Source organism: Priestia flexa (assembly GCF_021441905.1).
Lineage (GTDB): Bacteria > Bacillota > Bacilli > Bacillales > Bacillaceae_H > Priestia > Priestia flexa.
Genome location: NZ_CP090431.1, coordinates 448,047 through 466,421, shown reverse-complemented (window position 1 = coordinate 466,421; position 18,375 = coordinate 448,047). Strand labels below are relative to the sequence as shown.

Annotated in this window: 17 protein-coding genes and 1 other annotated feature; of the genes, 3 read left to right on the top strand and 14 right to left on the bottom strand. The window is 38.6% G+C overall.

Annotation, left to right across the window (positions count from 1 at the left end):
* Positions 1-9 precede the first annotated feature (9 nt).
* From LZP85_RS02390 to LZP85_RS02380, 3 genes are all read right to left on the bottom strand, one after another.
* A complete protein-coding gene (locus LZP85_RS02390) occupies positions 10-927 on the bottom strand; it encodes an ABC transporter permease (protein WP_025908152.1) in 918 nt (305 codons plus the stop codon).
* A gap of 6 nt (positions 928-933) precedes the next feature.
* Positions 934-1,869, bottom strand: coding sequence for an ABC transporter permease (locus tag LZP85_RS02385; protein ID WP_025908153.1), 936 nt, complete (start codon positions 1,867-1,869; stop codon positions 934-936).
* Positions 1,870-1,965: 96 nt separating this feature from the next.
* Positions 1,966-3,600, bottom strand: a complete 1,635-nt coding sequence (locus tag LZP85_RS02380; protein WP_076513380.1) for a peptide ABC transporter substrate-binding protein — start codon at positions 3,598-3,600, stop codon at positions 1,966-1,968.
* 536 nt (positions 3,601-4,136) lie between these two features.
* Positions 4,137-4,335, top strand: a binding site (T-box leader).
* A gap of 56 nt (positions 4,336-4,391) precedes the next feature.
* Between LZP85_RS02380 and trpS the strand changes: the two genes are divergently transcribed.
* The gene (gene trpS / locus LZP85_RS02375; protein ID WP_119543110.1) at positions 4,392-5,378 is read left to right on the top strand and encodes a tryptophan--tRNA ligase; all 987 of its coding nucleotides are present in this window, start codon (positions 4,392-4,394) and stop codon (positions 5,376-5,378) included.
* 44 nt (positions 5,379-5,422) lie between these two features.
* Here the strand turns inward: trpS and LZP85_RS02370 are convergent, their stop codons facing one another.
* The 4 genes from LZP85_RS02370 to LZP85_RS02355 form a co-directional block, all read right to left on the bottom strand.
* Positions 5,423-6,172: a YjbA family protein gene (locus tag LZP85_RS02370; RefSeq protein WP_025908156.1), complete on the bottom strand. Its 750-nt coding sequence runs from the start codon at positions 6,170-6,172 to the stop codon at positions 5,423-5,425.
* 195 nt (positions 6,173-6,367) lie between these two features.
* Positions 6,368-7,138 carry a DUF2268 domain-containing putative Zn-dependent protease gene (locus LZP85_RS02365; RefSeq protein WP_119543111.1) on the bottom strand — a complete coding sequence of 257 codons (771 nt, stop codon included), beginning with the start codon at positions 7,136-7,138 and terminating at the stop codon, positions 6,368-6,370.
* 185 nt (positions 7,139-7,323) lie between these two features.
* On the bottom strand, positions 7,324-8,565 hold the full coding sequence (fabF, locus tag LZP85_RS02360) for a beta-ketoacyl-ACP synthase II (protein ID WP_061785439.1): 1,242 nt from the start codon (positions 8,563-8,565) through the stop codon (positions 7,324-7,326).
* A gap of 34 nt (positions 8,566-8,599) precedes the next feature.
* Complete coding sequence (locus tag LZP85_RS02355) at positions 8,600-9,538, bottom strand: beta-ketoacyl-ACP synthase III (protein WP_025908159.1); 939 nt, start codon at positions 9,536-9,538, stop codon at positions 8,600-8,602.
* A gap of 277 nt (positions 9,539-9,815) precedes the next feature.
* On the opposite strand from LZP85_RS02355, the gene LZP85_RS02350 reads away from it, so the two are divergent.
* Complete coding sequence (locus LZP85_RS02350) at positions 9,816-10,007, top strand: hypothetical protein (RefSeq protein ID WP_025908160.1); 192 nt, start codon at positions 9,816-9,818, stop codon at positions 10,005-10,007.
* A gap of 17 nt (positions 10,008-10,024) precedes the next feature.
* On the opposite strand, the gene LZP85_RS02345 is transcribed toward LZP85_RS02350, so the two are convergent.
* The 3 genes from LZP85_RS02345 to LZP85_RS02335 form a co-directional block, all read right to left on the bottom strand.
* A complete protein-coding gene (locus LZP85_RS02345; RefSeq protein WP_025908161.1) occupies positions 10,025-10,219 on the bottom strand; it encodes a ComZ family protein in 195 nt (64 codons plus the stop codon).
* A 112-nt stretch (positions 10,220-10,331) separates the two neighbouring features.
* Positions 10,332-11,207, bottom strand: a complete 876-nt coding sequence (locus tag LZP85_RS02340; protein ID WP_025908162.1) for an NAD-dependent epimerase/dehydratase family protein — start codon at positions 11,205-11,207, stop codon at positions 10,332-10,334.
* A 65-nt stretch (positions 11,208-11,272) separates the two neighbouring features.
* Entirely contained in the window at positions 11,273-12,010 is a 738-nt protein-coding gene (locus tag LZP85_RS02335) for an alpha/beta hydrolase (protein ID WP_061785438.1), read from the bottom strand.
* Positions 12,011-12,256: 246 nt separating this feature from the next.
* On the opposite strand from LZP85_RS02335, the gene LZP85_RS02330 reads away from it, so the two are divergent.
* The gene (locus LZP85_RS02330) at positions 12,257-12,445 is read left to right on the top strand and encodes a YjzD family protein (RefSeq protein WP_025908164.1); all 189 of its coding nucleotides are present in this window, start codon (positions 12,257-12,259) and stop codon (positions 12,443-12,445) included.
* Positions 12,446-12,476: 31 nt separating this feature from the next.
* Here the strand turns inward: LZP85_RS02330 and LZP85_RS02325 are convergent, their stop codons facing one another.
* The 4 genes from LZP85_RS02325 to LZP85_RS02310 are packed head-to-tail and all read right to left on the bottom strand — an operon-like array spanning position 12,477 to position 18,316.
* Complete coding sequence (locus LZP85_RS02325) at positions 12,477-14,471, bottom strand: beta-galactosidase (protein WP_119543184.1); 1,995 nt, start codon at positions 14,469-14,471, stop codon at positions 12,477-12,479.
* 59 nt (positions 14,472-14,530) lie between these two features.
* Positions 14,531-16,066, bottom strand: a complete 1,536-nt coding sequence (galT, locus tag LZP85_RS02320) for a UDP-glucose--hexose-1-phosphate uridylyltransferase (protein WP_119543185.1) — start codon at positions 16,064-16,066, stop codon at positions 14,531-14,533.
* A 58-nt stretch (positions 16,067-16,124) separates the two neighbouring features.
* Positions 16,125-17,123, bottom strand: coding sequence for a UDP-glucose 4-epimerase GalE (gene galE / locus LZP85_RS02315; RefSeq protein WP_119543186.1), 999 nt, complete (start codon positions 17,121-17,123; stop codon positions 16,125-16,127).
* A gap of 14 nt (positions 17,124-17,137) precedes the next feature.
* The gene (locus tag LZP85_RS02310; RefSeq protein ID WP_119543187.1) at positions 17,138-18,316 is read right to left on the bottom strand and encodes a galactokinase; all 1,179 of its coding nucleotides are present in this window, start codon (positions 18,314-18,316) and stop codon (positions 17,138-17,140) included.
* Between the last annotated feature and the right edge of the window lie 59 nt (positions 18,317-18,375).

The following is an 18,375-nucleotide window of genomic DNA, read 5'->3' as shown; positions in this document are numbered from 1 at the left end:
TTCACTTCCTTACTTACGTAGTTTTGGATCTAATGCATCGCGCAGTCCGTCACCAATTACGTTAAATGCTAAGATTGTTAAGCAAATGAACGTTGCTGGGAAGAATAAACGCCATGGATAGTATTCTAATGCTGGTAATCCATCCGAAGCCATTGTTCCCCAACTTGCAAGTGGTGCGGGAACACCTAGTCCTAAATAACTTAAGAAAGCTTCTGTAAAAATTGCTGATGGAATTGTTAACGTCATTGTTACTAAAATTGGTCCCATCGAGTTTGGAATTAAGTGCTTAAATAGGATTCGTTTTGTATCGGCTCCAAGCGTTTGAGCTGCCATCACGTACTCTTGGTTTTTCAACTGTAGTACTTGTCCGCGAACGATACGCGCCATGTTAATCCATCCAGTGATGGTCATCGCAAGAATCATTGTACCTAAGCCTTGCTCTAACACAACCATTAAAAGAATAACAAGAAGTAAATATGGAACACCGTATAAGATATCTGCAAAACGCATCATTGCTTCATCTGTACGTCCACCGCGGTATCCAGAAATGCTTCCCCAAATAACACCGATGAACAAATCGATTAAAGCAGCAGATAAACCGATAAATAACGAGATACGTGCACCTTCCCATGTTCTTGTAAACACGTCACGACCAAGGTCATCTGTTCCAAACCAATGTTCCGATGAAGGTGGTTGGTTCGTATTCATTAAGTCATTTGTTTTGTAGTCATAAGGCGTCATCATTGGCCCGAAAATTGCCATGAAAACTAATAGAGCTAGTAATACAACACCAAACATCGCTAATTTATTTTCTCGAAAGCGTAAGCCTACATCTTTCCAAAACGATAAACTAGGCTTTGAAATCTTCTCTGCTTCGTTTGCATCAACTGATGCTGGTTCAAACATATTTTTTGGAATTTGTTGCATCGCTCGTTACGCTCCTTTCTTTCCGCCGCTTAGCTTAATACGTGGATCAATTAATCCGTATAGAATATCAACGATTAAAACAGACGCTAGTAATAAGATACTATAGAAGACTGTTACGCCCATGATAACCGTGTAGTCACGGTTTGTAATGCTTGTTACGAAGTGAAGACCTAAGCCTGGAATACCAAAGATTTTTTCAATAACGAAACTTCCTGTTAAAATACCCGCTGTCAGTGGTCCAATGTAAGAAACAACTGGTAACATTGCATTTCGCATCGCGTGCTTCACCGTAATAACTGGTTTACTTAAACCTTTTGCTTTTGCTGTTCGAATATAATCATTATTTAGAACTTCAAGCATACTGGAACGCGTTAACCTTGCAATAAACGCCATTGGAGTAGATGCTAAAGCGAGGGCTGGTAAAAACGTATGTGCCCATGATTCCCAACGTGCAACCGGAAATAATTCTAGTTTCATAGCAAAGATATATTGTAATGCCGTTGCCATGATAAAGCTTGGTACCGATATTCCAAGTACTGCAATAATCATCGCCGTGTAGTCCTGCCATTTATTATGTTTTAAAGCGGAAATGACTCCTAACAACACTCCAAATGCAAGCGCTAATAAAATAGCTTCCATTCCTAGCATAAATGAAACTGGAAAGCCGTTGCTAATTAAATCATTGACCGTTTGGCCCTTGTATTTAAACGATGGTCCGAAATCAAGGGTTGCAACAGATTTTAGATAGTCGAAGTATTGAACATATAGTGGTTGGTCAAACCCGTAAAATTCATTTAGGTTTGCTTCAATTTCTGGCGGAAGCTTTTTCTCTGCTGAGAATGGTCCCCCAGGTGCTGCTCTCATTAAGAAGAACGTTGCTGAAACAATAAGGAAAAGCGATAAGAACATGTACAACAAACGTTTACTAATATATTTAAGCATCGACAAACACCTCCATAATTTAACATTTTTCGCTCTTTAAACAGAAAAGTATATGGGGGTAAGAGATCACCCCCATATACTTGTTAATGCTAGTTATTACTCAAAGTGAGCCCATTTGAACTGTACATCACCTGTAGATAATACAGTAACATCTTTTAAGCTATCGCTTTGAATCCAAGCATCAGTGTAGTAATAGATTGGTGCCGCCGGCATTTCATCCATTAAGATTTGTTCTGCTTGTTTTAAGATATCTAAGCGTTTCTCAACGTCCGTTTCACCGCGAGAAGCATCGATTAGTTTTTTGTACTCAGCATTTTCCCAGAACGTATCGTTGTTTCCGCCGTCTTTATCTTTGAACATTTCTAAGAACGTAATTGGATCGTTGAAGTCACCAATCCAGCCCATACGTCCAACTTCGTAGTTACCTTTTTGTAACTCATCAATGTAAACGTTCCACTCTTGGTTGTTTAATTCAGCTTTAATACCTAAGTTTTTAGTCCACATATCTTGAATTGCTTGTGCAATCTTTTGGTGGCCTTCATCTGTGTTATAAGAAATCTTAATTGCAGGTAATTCAGACATACCTAGTTCTTTTAAACCTTCGTCAAGAAGTTTCTTCGCTTCTTTAACATCAGCATCTTTGAATAGTTCGTTCTTTTCGTCACCATATGCTTGTGGCGGAACCATTGCTAATGCTGGAACTTGCTCAGCTTTTGTAACGTTTTCTACAATCGCTTTACGGTCGATTGCGTAAGTTAATGCTTTACGAATTTTTGCATTGCTTAAAGCTTCTTCTTGAGTGTTAAACTTGTACATGTAAGTACCAGTTTTCACTTCAATGTTTAAGTTACCTTTATCTTTTAACTGAGGAATTGCGTCAGTTGGAAGTTGCCCAATTGGGTTACCTGCCCAATCTAACTCATCTTTTTCAAACATTGAAAGCTCAGTGCTTGGCTCGTTAATCATATACATGTTAATTTTATCAAGTTTTACTGCATCTTTATCCCAGTAAGTATCGTTTGCTTCTAATACGATTTCATCGCTATGCTTCCACTCAGACATTTTAAAAGGTCCGTTTGATACGTAGTTTTCACCAGCGTCTGTGTACCATTTGTCATTTGCTTCAGCAACTTTTTTGTTAACAGGGAAGTACGTGTAGAATGCTGTTAACTCTAAGAAATATGGAGTTACGTGATCTAACGTTACCTCTAAAGTTTTATCGTCAACGACTTTAATACCCACATCATCAATGTTTCCTTGACCTTTGTGTGCTGCTTCTCCACCTTTTACATAGTAAAGCATTTCAGCATACTGTGATTCATTTTTAGCATCTAAAACCCATTTCCAAGCATATTCGAAATCTTGTGCTGTTACAGGGTCACCGTTTGTCCATTTTGCATCTTCACGAATTTTGAACGTGTAAGTTAATTTGTCTTCACTTACGTTAATTTTTTCTGCCATTGCTTCTGTTGGTTTACCGTCTTTGTCTAAACGAGTTAAACCTTCAAATGTTTGACGTAATACGTTACCAGATACGCTATCATTTGCTAAACCTGGATTTAAAGAGAATGGTTCTGTTTTAATATTTACGCGAAGCGCTTGTTCTTTTGAACCGTCGCCGCTACCGCCTTCTTTGCCGCTCCCAGAATCGCTACCGCCGAATCCACACGCAGCCAAGAAAAGACTCATTACCAGCAGCATGCTGAAAAGAATGGATAATCTTTTCTTCATTGAATCTTACCCCCCATTGGAATTGTATGACTGACAAACATAATTTTTAATCATTTTTCAATACAAAATAGTCAGAAAGTTTTTCACCTGGTAGAGCATTAAAGCCCCTGTAGCAAAAAGAATGCCTTAATTCTTAAAACGGTGGTACATGCATGTATATGTATGCCATTCATTAAGAAAAGACGTGCTACCTAGTTGTAATAAAACATTTTCTATTTTATATTTTCTGAAAAATTAAGATATTGTAATATCTTTGTAAAAAATATGTTTGTTACGCCTATTATAAATATTTTAAAAATTTATTGCAATACTATTATTTACTGGTATTTTTTTGCTACACCCTACAAAAGCCGGTTTTATGAGGATTATGACTTCTTGTCAGACATCTAAAATCTTTTTTGTAGAATAGATATTGCAATAATGTTACAAAAAATATAGCATAAAATGATTTACTTGCAAATGTTTTTTTTCAAGATTTCGGTTTAATTTTTTTAAAAATCGCGTTATAATGGACTACAAACTGAAAAATTTCATACTGTAAAGCGATGAAAAAGAATAGTACATAGTTCCTTCATTTTTAGAGAGTTTGTGGTCGGTGTAAACAAACAATGAAGCCTATGGAATGGACTTTGGAGCTTTCAAGTGCAAAGCTTGAACGCTAATTGGCGTTATGTAAATGAAGATGATTACATTGTAATCTAATTAGGGTGGTACCACGGTTTATGCGTCCCTAGCTCCGGCTAGGCATGCATAAACCTTTTTTTATTTTCAAAAAAGAAAGGAAGTACGTTATGCAAACTATATTTTCAGGCATACAGCCAAGCGGTACAATTACACTAGGAAACTATATCGGAGCAATGAAACAATTCGTGGAGCTACAAGATGACTATAACTGTCATTTTTGTATTGTTGACCAGCATGCTATTACAGTACCGCAAGATCGACTCGCTTTACGAAAAAACATTCGTAGCCTGGCTGCACTTTACATTGCAGTTGGTATCGATTCAACAAAGTCAACGCTATTTATTCAGTCGGAAGTTCCAGCCCACACTGAAGCTGGATGGATGCTTCAATGCGTTGCTTATATCGGTGAGCTTGAGCGCATGACGCAGTTCAAAGATAAATCTTCTGGAAAAGAAGCTGTTTCAGCAGGGCTATTAACATATCCACCTTTAATGGCAGCGGATATTTTACTATACAAAACAGATTTAGTACCTGTTGGTGAAGACCAAAAGCAGCATTTAGAATTAACGCGCGACTTAGCTGAACGCTTCAACAAAAAATACAATGATATCTTTACAATTCCTGAAGTGCGCATTCCAAAGGTTGGAGCACGCGTGATGTCTCTTCAAGAACCAACGAAGAAAATGAGTAAATCAGACCCAAACCAAAAAGCGTTCATTACGATTTTGGATGAGCCAAAGGTCATTGAGAAAAAAATTAAGAGTGCTGTAACAGATTCTGAAGGCATCGTACGTTTTGACAAAGAAAATAAGCCTGGAATTTCAAACTTGATGAGCATTTATTCAATCCTTGGAAATGTATCAATTGAGGAAATAGAAAGAATGTATGACGGAAAAGGATACGGTGACTTTAAAGCGGACACAGCAAAAGTTGTTGTCGAAGCACTTGCACCGATCCAACAACGTTACTATGAGCTAATTGATTCAGAAGAGTTAGACCAGATACTAGATGCTGGTGCTGAAAAGGCAAATTTCGTCGCTAATAAAATGCTGCGTAAAATGCGCAATGCTATGGGATTGGGACGCAAACGATAAAACAAACCATAAAAAAGCTGTGCAGGAAAACCTGCACAGCTTTTTTAGTTTACTTTTGGCTCTTGCTCAATCTCCCAAAGCTTTTCAAAGAAAGGTTGTCCTTTAATAAGATGCTCACATAATTGACGATGCTTTGATGACCACCCTCGCTTTGTTTCTTCATAGAGCTTGGACCAAACGTCTTCAAATGACATGATTTGAATATCTTCGTATTCCGTTGGATTCCACTCTGTATACCAATAGCGAATTTGAGCTGTGTTTTTCGTTGTATGTAGTTGATCTAATGCCATGAACAACAGCTGCTTTAACTGGCGCTCTTTTCGAGTTAGCCCGCTCATTGTTACAGGTGATGGCGATAAAATATGATATTCTTTGCCAACTAATTCAGATTCTGTAAATTTATAATCGATTACTTCTTGATCAGCAATCATTTCATACACAAGCTGTTCCTGTCTTGGAATAAGCCTGCTTTTACGAATTGGAATTTGATATCCCATTGTATCCACTGCTAGGATATTCGTTCCATCTGTTACAATAAAGCAATACTCTACTTGCGTACGCTCATGATTTTTCCGAATATAAGCTTTTTGATAAACATCTTGTAGTAACTGTTGAGGTAATTCGGAAAGATCATTTTCAATATAACTGAATAATAAAGGACTTACTTTTAACAACGGCGCTTGATCTAGCAGCTCCACACAATCATCTTTTCGCCATTCATGAAAATGACAAACATTGTAACCATTTTCTTCGCCTTCAAACCAATTAACCCATACATCATGAAGATATAGCATTTTTTACCCCTCACTTACTAACTGTTTGTTACCCCTCAGTATAGGCAGACAAAGGAAGTTTTATTCCAAAACATACTATTTTCTTTCTAATTTTTTCAAAGCTTTTTGTATCGTTATTTCTTTTCTTTTTTCGAGTTTCTACTATTATATATGTGTTTGTCAGACCTTCTGACAAACACATATATCGATTTGATTTTAAAAAGTTGATTTACTTAAAATTTCTTCTGATGTAAGCTGAAAAAATTTTTGTGTGTCATACCCAAACTGCTGAGACACTTTACTAATCATTTGATACCCAATATTGTATCCTAACATTGTTGGGTACCACTTATGGCCATATAATAAATCATCGTATTTTTTATCACGAGGTGTTAATTCTATATATTCCTCTACATACTTGTTCCAAAACCTTTTTACTTCTTCATACGTATAATAAGATGTCCAAGGTGCTAAATACGCCTTTCCACAATGCTCTTTTACGGCTAATTCAGCTAAGCCTTCCATCAGCATGGCATCTAATAAAGTAATGGTTCGATCACTTTTTTTCATCTGCATTAACCGACAAGCATGATGATATTCGTGTGTTAAAACAGAGAGAACTTCTTCATCAGTCGTTTGATTAGTTAACAGTACGAAAATTTTATCTGTAAACGCCACTCCTGCTCTGCCATGAAATTCTCTTTGCATTTTATGATTATGAGGATTGCTGGGCAGCAAAAATACCGGCACATCTGGTCCTCCCCACTCATGCTTCAACAGCTCAAATTTCCTCTTTACCTTTTTCCAAAGAGTATGTCTCTTTCCTATCTTTTCTAATTCAAGCATAAAGGTTGATGAAGGTGGACACATTCCATATCCGACTAAAACATCTAAGAATTTGTCTTTTGATAAATCTTTAAAATAACGCTCAAGGCGGGTTACAACTTCTTTTTCTTTTGTCCATTTTAACGTAGCGACAACCGGCATTATATCACCTTCAATTTAAATTACTGTCGCTTTCATCTTATGTAGGAGACGTTTTTTTGGTTTCTATATTTTCAACATAAAAAAGCTGTTTTACCATGTAAAACAGCTTTTTTATGTTGACGAGAACCTTACAGGTTTCTCGTCAATCTGAAAAGCGCAGCGGATTAGCCGCTGCGCTTTTTCTATTAAGCTTCATATTTTTTAAAGATAATCGTTGCGTTATGACCACCAAAGCCTAAAGAGTTACTTAATACTGCCTTCACTTCTTGCTTTCTAGCTTTATTTGGAACATAGTCTAAATCACACTCTTCATCAGGCGTCACATAGTTAATTGTTGGTGGAATAACACCATCAGCAATAGCTTTTACGCTAAAGATTGCTTCGACACCACCAGCTGCTCCTAGTAAATGACCCGTCATTGATTTTGTTGAGCTGATCGCTACTGATTTAGCATAATCTCCAAACACTTCTTTAATCGCCATTGTTTCAAACTTGTCATTATACTCAGTGCTTGTACCATGAGCATTAATATAACTGATATCTTGTGGCTCAAGACCTGCATCAGCAATAGCTTTGTTCATTGCGCGAACGCCGCCTTCTCCTCCTGGAGCTGGTGCTGTAATATGATGCGCATCACCTGTAGAACCATAGCCCACAATTTCTGCATAAATGCGTGCACCGCGTGCTAGCGCATGTTCAAGTTCTTCTAAGACAACGATTCCTGCACCTTCACCCATAATAAACCCATCACGGTCTTTATCAAAAGGACGACAAGCTTTTTCTGGGTCGGGATTCGTTGATAGCGCTTTGTTTGCACAGAATCCAGCGATCGACAGCTTTGTAATTGGTGCTTCTGTTCCGCCCGTAATCATCACATCAGCATCTCCACGCTGAATAACTTTAAATGCATCTCCGATTGAGTTTGTACCAGTTGCACATGCCGTCACAGTACAAGAGTTTACCCCTTTTGCACCTAGAGCAATTGATACTTGACCAGTAGCCATATCCGGAATCATCATTGGAATAAAGAATGGACTTACGCGACGCTGACCCTTTGAAAGCAATGTTTCAAACTGGTTTTCGAACGTTTCCATTCCTCCAATTCCAGATCCGATCCACACTCCTACGTTTGGTGCAATTTCGTCTGTAATGGTTAAGTCCGCATCTTTAACAGCCATTTTGGAAGCTGCTAACGCATACTGCGTAAAGCGGTCCATTTTGCGTGCATCTTTTTTGTCGATAAATTCCTCAACATTAAAATCTTTTAATTCCGCAGCTACTTTTGCAGGAAATTCTTCTGGATTTAAGCGAGTTAATGGGCCAATACCTGATACACCCGCAACTGCATTTTCCCAAGTTGTGTCCACGTTATTTCCTAATGGCGTTACCGCTCCAAGACCTGTTACAACAACACGTTTATTACTCATGTTAGCTTCATCTCCTTCAAGAAATTATCTACAATTATCTTCCCCATCTAATTGCGATTGCACCCCATGTAAGGCCACCGCCAAAACCTACCATTACGAGTAGATCATCATCTTTAATTTTACCTTGCTCCAATTCATGCACAATTGAAATCGGAATTGACGCAGCAGATGTATTCCCATAGTATTGAATCGTTTTTGACATCTTTTCTTCTGGTAAATCTAATCGCTGTCTTGACGCTTCCATAATGCGAATATTCGCTTGGTGTGGGATTAAGAAATCCACGTCTTCTTTTGATAACCCAGCTTTATCAAGAACATTAATAGCTGACTCACCCATTTGGCGCACCGCAAATTTAAATACTTCTCGGCCGTTCATGATGATATGATCATGTTCATCTTGATACAGATGCTTTCCACCCGTACCATCTGAACCTAGTTCAAATGATAAAATGCCTCGACCTTCTGATACAGGTCCAACAACAACCGCACCAGCACCGTCACCAAATAACACGGCCGTATTACGATCGTTCCAATCTGTAATTTTTGAAAGCTTTTCAACACCAACCACTAAGACATTCTTATAAGCATTCGTTTCAATGAACTGCTTTGCGGTAATAACACCGTACATAAAGCCTGCACAAGCTGCGCTCACGTCATAAGCTGCTGCTTTTTTCGCCCCTAGCTTTTCTTGTAGCATACAAGAAACCGTTGGAAACGGCTGGTCGGGCGTCACGGTTGCGACGATGATCATATCAAGGTCTTCAGCTGATATATTTGCATTTTCTAGTGCATTTACTGCCGCTTTATACGCTAAATCAGATGTATCTTCATTATCTGCAGCGATTCGTCTTTCTTGGATACCCGTTCTTGTACGAATCCACTCATCTGAAGTATCAACCATTTTTTCAAGGTCAAAGTTTGTTAAAATTTTCTCTGGTACATAACGTCCAATTCCAATTACACCAGCGTTCATATTCTTCACTCCTTTTATAGAAGATGTGGGAACTACACACCTTAACGCGACTGCCTGTATAAAACAAAGCAGCCTTTTTTGATCAATCCTCGCTACTAAGATGATCGTTTCTATATCTTTTACAGTTTATATAATCAAATATTATGAGTTGGTACTAATTTTACTTCATTTTTTATTTTTTGTCTATATAGGTGTTTGTCCTAGTCGAATTTAATGGCTTCTACATATAGTGTTTATACGCAATGTTTTTACTCTTACCAAGAAAGGATGAGACAACATGGCGCGCAGACGCTCACCTGACTTTTTCTCACAAGTGATGTTTGGTCGTTCTCCTAAGCAAGAGGAAGAAAAAGTAGACTGGGAATCCTTGCTTACTCAAATTGATGAGATTATCGTTTCAATCGATGAATTGGCTCCCCTACTGCTTGAGCTTTCTCCACTCCTTGATCGCTTCCTCGACAAAAAATAACAGTCCAGAGTGGACTGTTATTTTTCATTCTGCTCTTTTAACGCATCTTCTTTACCAAGTTCATAAGCATCATTCATTACTTTTGTTAAAAGCCCTAAAACTGGCTGAACGTGCTCCATAGAAAGCTCTACGCCTGTTTGATCTAAAATCTCTTTTGCTTCTGGTAAATACTTCATTGCGATTTGCATAAACTGCATTTGTTGTTCCATCATTCTTTCTCCTTCATATAAAGAATCTGTTCTTTCGTTTCACATTTTATATTAGCGATTATTATGCAAAAGTACAACCAGTATAGCTTCTGTTTTTAGTAAGTCATCACTATGACTAGAAGAATGTTCTCATATGCCTTCTTTGAGCGCGAATCCCCTCTTTTAAGGTTGTTTTTGTTTCATAGTTTAAAAGTGTTTTTGCTTTTTTACTATACTCATACGCTTCATGTCGACTATTTTCCTCTACGTAATCTTTGTTCAGTAACTGTGCACCATCTTCCCACTTTTCTATTTTTTGATCAAGTAAGTGAATCACTTCGTTTCCATTTGCTCTTTCTTCTTTACATTTTAAAAAGGCAGGTACAACATCTTCAATATACGCAATATAATCGGTACCTTCTCTTATATCCGCTGGCTTTTGATTGCTTAATAGCTGCGAATAGTACATAGAAAGCGGCTGCCATGGGCCATACAAGTTTGGTATTCGGACAATAATGCACATTAATCCTTTTTCGCGATACTTATCAATAAGCTGCTCAAACTGTAGAAAAAGGCGCCCTTCGCTATTGTCAGGTTCAGGCTTCGTTTCTTCTCTTACTTTTAGCTGTTTTTTTCCAAATACTCGTAAAGATGACGTAAAGATTAGCTTGGTATGAGTCTGAATGCATTTTTTTACTACATCACGCAACGTTTGATATGCATTATTCATCTCTTCTCGTAAAAAATCATCATGATAAAAGTCGCCACCGTCAAAGTATGCAAAGTATACAGCATCTGTTTCAGATGTAATCATCTCTAGAACATCACGATCCGTTCGCTTTTCAAAATTAGCATTTCGTCCTAGCAGCAACCCCATTTCATTTTGCAAACTCGTTTCTGAAGTATGAGCTTTATGAACAGATCCGCTCACTTCTTCTCCATTTTCTAATAGCGCCGTACAAAGGTGGAACCCCAAAAAGCGGTTCGCTCCTATCACTACAAAATTCCCCATTTCTTCTCCCCCAGTCTTATTCAGAAAAAAAGCTCCTATGATATGTATAATCATAGGAGCTCTCCTTATAACACTTTTTCATTTAGTTTATAAAATTGTAAAAGCGAACGTTCAAACAAATATTTTTTTTCCATTAGATAAAGCGACAATGAAATCGGTGATTGTAAGCTTAGGCGATGCTGCTCATACTGCTTACTGTGAATAAGCGGATAGTGGGTGACTTCATTAGCAGTCGTCCAAATTTTTACAGGCAGTGTAGACGTTAATTGTTCACATGTAGGATACTGAGCAATCATTTTCGCAACTTGTTTACGCTCTACATCATAGGCTAGCGTCATATCTCTTGTAAATTGCTTGTAAAAAAATTTATTCTGTTTCTCATGACTAGCATGCGTATGCAAATCAATACACGGGTTCAAAAGAGCTACCGATCGAATAAACGTTTCTCCGCCTTCCATTAACTGCATGGCAAGCAATGCTCCCATACCCTCGGCTAAAATATGAATGCGTTTATTTAAGATTTCTTGTTTCATAACCAAGTGATATAACTGTTTGGCTAAGCGGTTGGCTTTCGGGCTGCCCCAATGGCGTCCGTATAAGTTTGAATAAAAAACAGTATAGCCTTCATCTTGTAAATATTGCAGCAGTTGAGATCTGCCACCGTGCTGAATCCAAAGACTTGTAGAGCTTTCAACAAAGTGGTCTTTATCACCAAGTACTAACACACCGAAACCATTCGGCTTTTCTGGTACATGTACGACATTCCATTGAGTATCTAGACTAAAAAAACGTCGATGCATCATGACTGATCCTCCGTATAAAAAGCTACTTTCCTTTCATACAGCTTATGACAAAGCGTCACAATGTGACCGATTCGAATGCCTATTTATTCATGAGTTTATCAATACGCTATACATTTTTTTAAACAAAAAAGGACTCTGTGTATAAACGCACTGAATAGAAAATACTATTCATAAAAAATTCAATTTCTTCTTTGTAAACGCTATGATAAAATAAAATCAAACTGTACTGTGAATGGGGTGAAAGTTGTGCGCATTATTGCTGCTTTATTTTGGGGATTTTTATTAATTAACATGTCGGTTTATGTTATTTCTTCTATGTCTGGTCAAGCGTTTGATTTTGCAACCGCTTCGATTATCAGCGTGGTATTTACGCTGTTAGTTGTTGTACTTGGTGAAGCCGGTGTTCCAAACGAACCTATTGACACTCATCATTAAAAGAACCGCTAGCTTTTGCTAGCGGTTCTTTTTATTCGTTAATTAACACCACTGCTTGAAGCGGCTTCAGCATTAATTCACCTTTTACAAGCTCATTTGTTGCGGCAGTCTTCCATGTTCCATCTGGAAGTTCAACTGGTGTTGTCTCTGTTGTTGAATGATTTAAAAAGCTATAGAATTGACCTCTTTTTACAACTTCAACTTCACCATTTGTTTTAAATGTGTCTACTTGCGCTTCAGCTAAGATATCATCATATAATCCATCTAACATAGCATCTTCAAGCGCTGTACCGATATAATAAACAGTGCCTTTCCCAAAACTATTCTTAGTTATAGCAGCAGTGCCTTCATAGAAACAACCTTTGTACTCTGCCAGCACTTCAGCTGTTGTTGGCTCAATTAAGTCACACCAAATCGTTGCTGTTGACTCTTGCCCTTTTATCGTACCTTTTGTGCCTACAACCATATTTTGTTGTGATGTTTGTAGGGATTCATATTCATGAATTTGAATACCCGTAAACTCTGATAATGCACCTGGAAGCGTTTGTCCTGTGACAAAATTGTTTTCTTCTTTTACACCTGCACGATAAGATAAAATAGCTGTTCCACCATTTGAAACAAACTGCTTTAACTTCTCCGTAAACTCACTATTTGTTAGGAAGTAAATTGGCACGATAACCGCTTTGTAGCGCGCTAAGTCATCTGCAGCCGTAACCAAATCTGTTAATACGTTTGCACTATGCACAGGGCGATAGAAGCGAAGAAATTCTTGCTTGTAAGCAAATGCATCACTTTGAGGCTGAATTCCCCACGCCCATGCATTCTCAATATCATAGTAAGCTGCTACTTCCGCTTCATATGACGCATTAATCCACTCATCACCAAACGTTTTTAGTTCTTGAATAACTTCTTTTACTTCCTCATACTTGCGCTTTGGTAACCCATCATGATCTAAAATCCCATGACAAAATTCTTCTGTCCCGAACTGAGCTGCACGCCAGCGGAAGTAAACGATTGCTTCTGCTCCTCGAGAAATCGCTTGATACGTCCACAGCTTAATATGACCTGGACGCGGTAAGTAGCCAATACGACTCCACCCTTGCGCTCCCGATAATTCTTCCATTACCCAAAAGTTTTTTCCACCTTTTGCAGAGCGACATAAGTCGTGCTGCTGAGCGATTGCTGCTGGCTTAATTGGTTCAGCTAAACCGCCCCAGACAGGGTAATTATCAAACGAAACAAAATCTAAATCCTTTGACATATCCCATTGATTGATGGCTTGATCTGTAAATACAAAATTATGCGTAATGAATTGATCTTTACGAACAATGGAGCGTAAGATATCAACTTGAAGCTTATTATAAGCCGTATAAGCATCTGCACAGAAGCGGTCAAAGTCTAAAAGAAGGCTCGGGTTATGCTCTTGATAAACTTTACGCGGCGTTGGAATTTGTGACCAGTCCGTATACGTTTGACTCCAAAATACCGTTCCCCACTGCTGATTCAACTCATCAAGCGTCTGGTATTTTTCTTTTAACCAGCATTGAAAAGCAGCGCGATCAAGGGCTCCATAGCTACGATCTGACTTTTCATGGCCATATTCATTGTCTACCTGCCAACCGATGATGTCAGGGTGTTGACCATACTTTTCTGCCATTTTTGTTACGATTTTCTTCGTAAACTGATGGTATTTTCCACTATTAACCGTGTAATGTCTACGCGCTCCAAAGGAAATAGTTACTCCGTTTTCATCAACCGGTAAAATTTCTGGATAGCTATGAATCATCCAAGCTGGTGGCGTAGCAGTTGGTGTACCAAGCACTACTTTGATTCCGTTACTTGTTAATAGTTCGATAGCTTCATCATATAGTGAAAAGTCATATACTCCTTCTTCGGGCTCCATTAACTGCCAACCAAATTCAGCAATACGCACAACATTAATACCTAGTTCTTTCATTAAGCGTACGTCTTCTGCCCATCTTGTTTTAGGCCATTGTTCTGGATAATAGTCAACACCAATATACATATCTTTCAGTCTCCCTTTAGCTGTTTATTTATCAAATGAATGTAAGAATGTTTTCTAGGTTATTCGCTACGTGCCGTTTGTTTTTTTAGCTGCTTTGTAAATTGATGAAAAGCTTCTTTCCCCTGCTCGTCTCGCTTGAATACACCAGCATGCTCTAAAATCGTCATAAATGTGGTACCAAGCTCCTTACGAATAATTTGCTGGACATTTTCTTTAGTAAAGCCTTCATAGCTTTCTCGGAGCCGTTTCATCCATGCTTCATGCTTTTGAATATGTGCATGCTCATCTCGAATTGTACAATCTCCATTAACCAAGTATTCACTGACTAGACGCATTTCTTCTTGTAAGCGACCCGGTAATACCGCAAGTCCCATCACTTCAATCAACCCAATGTTTTCTTTTTTAATGTGGTGGACTTCTTGATGAGGATGGTAAATACCATCGGGATGCTCGATACTCGTTCGATTATTTCGAAGAACAAGGTCTAACTCAAATAATTCTCCTCTTCTTCTCGCAATTGGGGTTACCGTATTATGCGGCGTTTCCCCTGTGAAAGCATGAACCCCAACGCTTTCATCACTGTACTGCTGCCATGTTTTATATACATGATTAGCGCATTCCACTAGCTCCTTTTTATCAGTGCTCTGCAAGCGGATAACGGACATCGGCCACCTGACAATTCCCGCTTTAACTGTCGGATAGTCTTCCATTGTAAAAGTTGCTTCTACGTGTGCTTTAGCCATTGGAAACTCATGATTTCCACCTTGAAAATGATCGTGAGTTAAAATGGATCCTCCTACGATGGGCAAATCTGCATTTGACCCCAAAAAGTAATGCGGAAATTGGTCCGTAAATGATAGTAGACGTTCAAACGTAGCCGATGAAATTTTCATTGGCGTATGTTCACCGGAAAAGACAATCGCATGCTCTTGATAATAAACGTAAGGTGAAAACTGCAGGTACCACTGCTCTTCTGCAAGTTCAACAGGGATGATGCGATGGTTTTGTCTAGCTGGATGATTAACACGTCCCGCATAGCCCGCATTCTCTTTGCAAAGCAGACAGTTAGGATATGAGCTCTCCTTCAACGTCTTGCTCGCAGCAATTGCTTTTGGGTCTTTTTCTGGCTTTGATAGGTTAATCGTAATCTCTAACTGACCATACGGTGTATCAGTCAGCCACCCCTCATTTTTAGCAATTCGATTTGTTCGAATATAGTGAACATCTTTTGAGTATTGATAAAAATCTTGCGTAGCTTGCTGCGCGCCTTCTTGTTGAAATGTTTGATAAAAACGGCGATTAACCTCAGATGGAAGCGGCACAAAACTACTCATGATTTTTGTATCTAGTAAATCTCGGTACGTAATGGTATCTTCTATTAGATTGTGTTCAGCCGCCCAATCAAGCATTTTCTCTAAAATATCAACCGGATTTTCATAGGTTTCTTGGCTAACAGCCGCTGGGATATATTCATCGAGCTGCAGTATTTCTAACAGCTTATTCCGAACAACATCAACGTCCCATGCTGTTATAAGCTCTTTTTGCAATCCGTATTGAATAAGTCTTTGAATTTGTTCATGAATGTTGACTGACATACAACCTTCCTCTCTTCTCGTTCCGTAATCTATGGCTAAGCTATTTTCTAACAGCTTTTTATCGCTGAGGCTGTTTATACCCTTCCGGATGTGCTTGAAACCATTTCCATGCACTTTCAATCATTTGCTCCATTGACGTATAGCGTGGATTCCAACCCAGTTCATCCATTGCTCTTTGAGAAGATGCTACTAGTTTGGCTGGGTCTCCCGCACGTCTCGGCGCAACGATAGCTGGAATGGAATGATTCGTCACTTTACGCGCAGCATCAATTACTTCTTTAACTGTAAAGCCGTTTCCGTTCCCTAAATTGTAGGTACCGCTTGTATTGTCACGCGCTAACTTTTCAAGCGCTAATACATGCGCATCAGCTAAATCTGTTACGTGAATATAATCTCGAATGCACGTACCGTCTTTCGTATCGTAATCGGCACCAAAAATTGAGATATGCTCACGTTTTCCAAGAGCTACTTGTAAAATGATTGGTATTAAGTGTGTTTCTGGCGTATGATCTTCCCCTAGCTTCCCATCCATATGAGCACCTGCAACGTTGAAGTAGCGAAGAACAACATAACGAAGTCCATACGCTTTCTCTGACCATTTCAGCATTTTTTCAATTGCTAGCTTCGTTTCACCATAAGGGTTTGTTGGCTCTGTTGGATCATCTTCTAAAATTGGAAAGTTCTTTGCTTCTCCATATGTTGCAGCCGTGGATGAAAATACAATGTGCTTAACACCATGTTTATTCATCACTTTTAACAAGCAAAGTGCGCCGTACACATTGTTATCATAATATGTTAAAGGATCTGTTACGCTTTCTCCAACAAGAGAATCCGCTGCAAAGTGCACAACCGATTCAATCTCGTTTTCCTGAAAAACTTCATCTAAAAACTCGGTATCTCTTAAATCGCCAACATATAAACGTACGCCTTCTAAAATCGCTTCTTTATGACCTTTTTGAAGGTTATCAACAACGACTACGTCTTTCCCTTTATTCAATAACTCTGCTACCGTATGGCTACCGATATAGCCAGCTCCTCCACATACTAATACAGCCATTCTTGCTCCTCCTTTTATACCGTTTCCAATGCTAATTCTCGTGCGCCTTCTCCAACTTCAACAACGTAAAAGTTTGCTTGTAAGCCTGTTGCTTTTGTATAAGCAGCGCCTACTTCAGAAATAAATGAATCGACCTTATTTTCTTTCACTATACTAATTGTGCAACCACCAAACCCTGCTCCTGTCATTCGAGAACCAATCACACCTTCTTGAACCCAAGCAGCTTCAACTAATGCATCCAATTCTTTTCCCGTAACTCCATAGTCATCTCGTAGTGAGCGGTGAGATTCGTTCATTAATAAACCAAACCCTTGCAGATCACCGTTGTTCAGCTTTACCACAGCTTCTTTTGTTCGTTCATTCTCATAAACTGCGTGTTTTGCACGCTTTTGATTCGTTGGGTTTTTAATCAAATGTTTTAACTGCTCAAACTGTGCCTTCGTTAGATCGCCTAATGACTCAAGCTCATAATTACTTTTTAAGTCTGCTAATGCTTGATCACATTCAGAACGGCGTTCATTATATTTGGAGTCTGCTAGCCCTCTTCGCTTGTTCGTGTTTGCAATTACTAACACTGCATTTTCTAACTGAAGCGGGCTGTACGTGTAGTCAAGTGTTTGGCAATTTAACAGAATTGCCTTATCCTCTTTCCCCATTCCAATTGCAAATTGATCCATGATTCCACAGCTAACGCCAATAAATTCATTTTCCGCTTGCTGTGACATCTTAACCATCTCGACCATATCAATATCTAATTCTTCTAATTGATTTACTAAAACAGCCGTTGCTAATTCGATAGACGCTGAAGAAGATAAACCAGCACCATTTGGAATATTGCCATAGAATAACACGTCAAATCCATTTCTTAGTTCATAGCCATTTTTAACAAATGTGCTAATTACTCCTTTTGGATAATTGGCCCAATCATGTTCTTCTTCAAATACAAGCTCATCAAGCTTGTATTCTATTACACCTTTATCCTCAAAGTTTGCCGAGTACATACGAACCTTCTGATCGTTTCGCTTGTGCACAACTGCGTATGTTCCAATACTTAAAGCACATGGAAATACGTGCCCTCCGTTATAATCTGTATGTTCACCAATCAAATTAACGCGTCCTGGTGCGAAGAAGCAACGAACGTTTTCCGTTGTTTGAAAGATTTCTTGAAACTTTTTAATTAATTCACCTATCATGTCACATCACCTGTTTCTTTTTTATATCGTTATCGCCAAACTGTAAACGTATTCATGTC

What these genes read in the sequence shown, in the direction of transcription:
- LZP85_RS02380 (WP_076513380.1), bottom strand. Translation starts at nt 3,600, where the DNA reads ATGAAGAAAAGATTATCCATTCTTTTCAGCATGCTGCTGGTAATGAGT.
- LZP85_RS02335 (WP_061785438.1), bottom strand. Translation starts at nt 12,010, where the DNA reads ATGATGCATCGACGTTTTTTTAGTCTAGATACTCAATGGAATGTCGTA.
- LZP85_RS02345 (WP_025908161.1), bottom strand. Translation starts at nt 10,219, where the DNA reads ATGATGGAACAACAAATGCAGTTTATGCAAATCGCAATGAAGTATTTA.
- galT (WP_119543185.1), bottom strand. Translation starts at nt 16,066, where the DNA reads ATGTCAGTCAACATTCATGAACAAATTCAAAGACTTATTCAATACGGA.
- LZP85_RS02385 (WP_025908153.1), bottom strand. Translation starts at nt 1,869, where the DNA reads ATGCTTAAATATATTAGTAAACGTTTGTTGTACATGTTCTTATCGCTT.
- fabF (WP_061785439.1), bottom strand. Translation starts at nt 8,565, where the DNA reads ATGAGTAATAAACGTGTTGTTGTAACAGGTCTTGGAGCGGTAACGCCA.
- LZP85_RS02340 (WP_025908162.1), bottom strand. Translation starts at nt 11,207, where the DNA reads ATGGGGAATTTTGTAGTGATAGGAGCGAACCGCTTTTTGGGGTTCCAC.
- LZP85_RS02325 (WP_119543184.1), bottom strand. Translation starts at nt 14,471, where the DNA reads ATGTATATTGGTGTTGACTATTATCCAGAACAATGGCCTAAAACAAGA.
- LZP85_RS02310 (WP_119543187.1), bottom strand. Translation starts at nt 18,316, where the DNA reads ATGATAGGTGAATTAATTAAAAAGTTTCAAGAAATCTTTCAAACAACG.
- LZP85_RS02355 (WP_025908159.1), bottom strand. Translation starts at nt 9,538, where the DNA reads ATGAACGCTGGTGTAATTGGAATTGGACGTTATGTACCAGAGAAAATT.
- trpS (WP_119543110.1), top strand. Translation starts at nt 4,392, where the DNA reads ATGCAAACTATATTTTCAGGCATACAGCCAAGCGGTACAATTACACTA.
- LZP85_RS02365 (WP_119543111.1), bottom strand. Translation starts at nt 7,138, where the DNA reads ATGCCGGTTGTCGCTACGTTAAAATGGACAAAAGAAAAAGAAGTTGTA.
- LZP85_RS02370 (WP_025908156.1), bottom strand. Translation starts at nt 6,172, where the DNA reads ATGCTATATCTTCATGATGTATGGGTTAATTGGTTTGAAGGCGAAGAA.
- LZP85_RS02350 (WP_025908160.1), top strand. Translation starts at nt 9,816, where the DNA reads ATGGCGCGCAGACGCTCACCTGACTTTTTCTCACAAGTGATGTTTGGT.
- LZP85_RS02390 (WP_025908152.1), bottom strand. Translation starts at nt 927, where the DNA reads ATGCAACAAATTCCAAAAAATATGTTTGAACCAGCATCAGTTGATGCA.
- galE (WP_119543186.1), bottom strand. Translation starts at nt 17,123, where the DNA reads ATGGCTGTATTAGTATGTGGAGGAGCTGGCTATATCGGTAGCCATACG.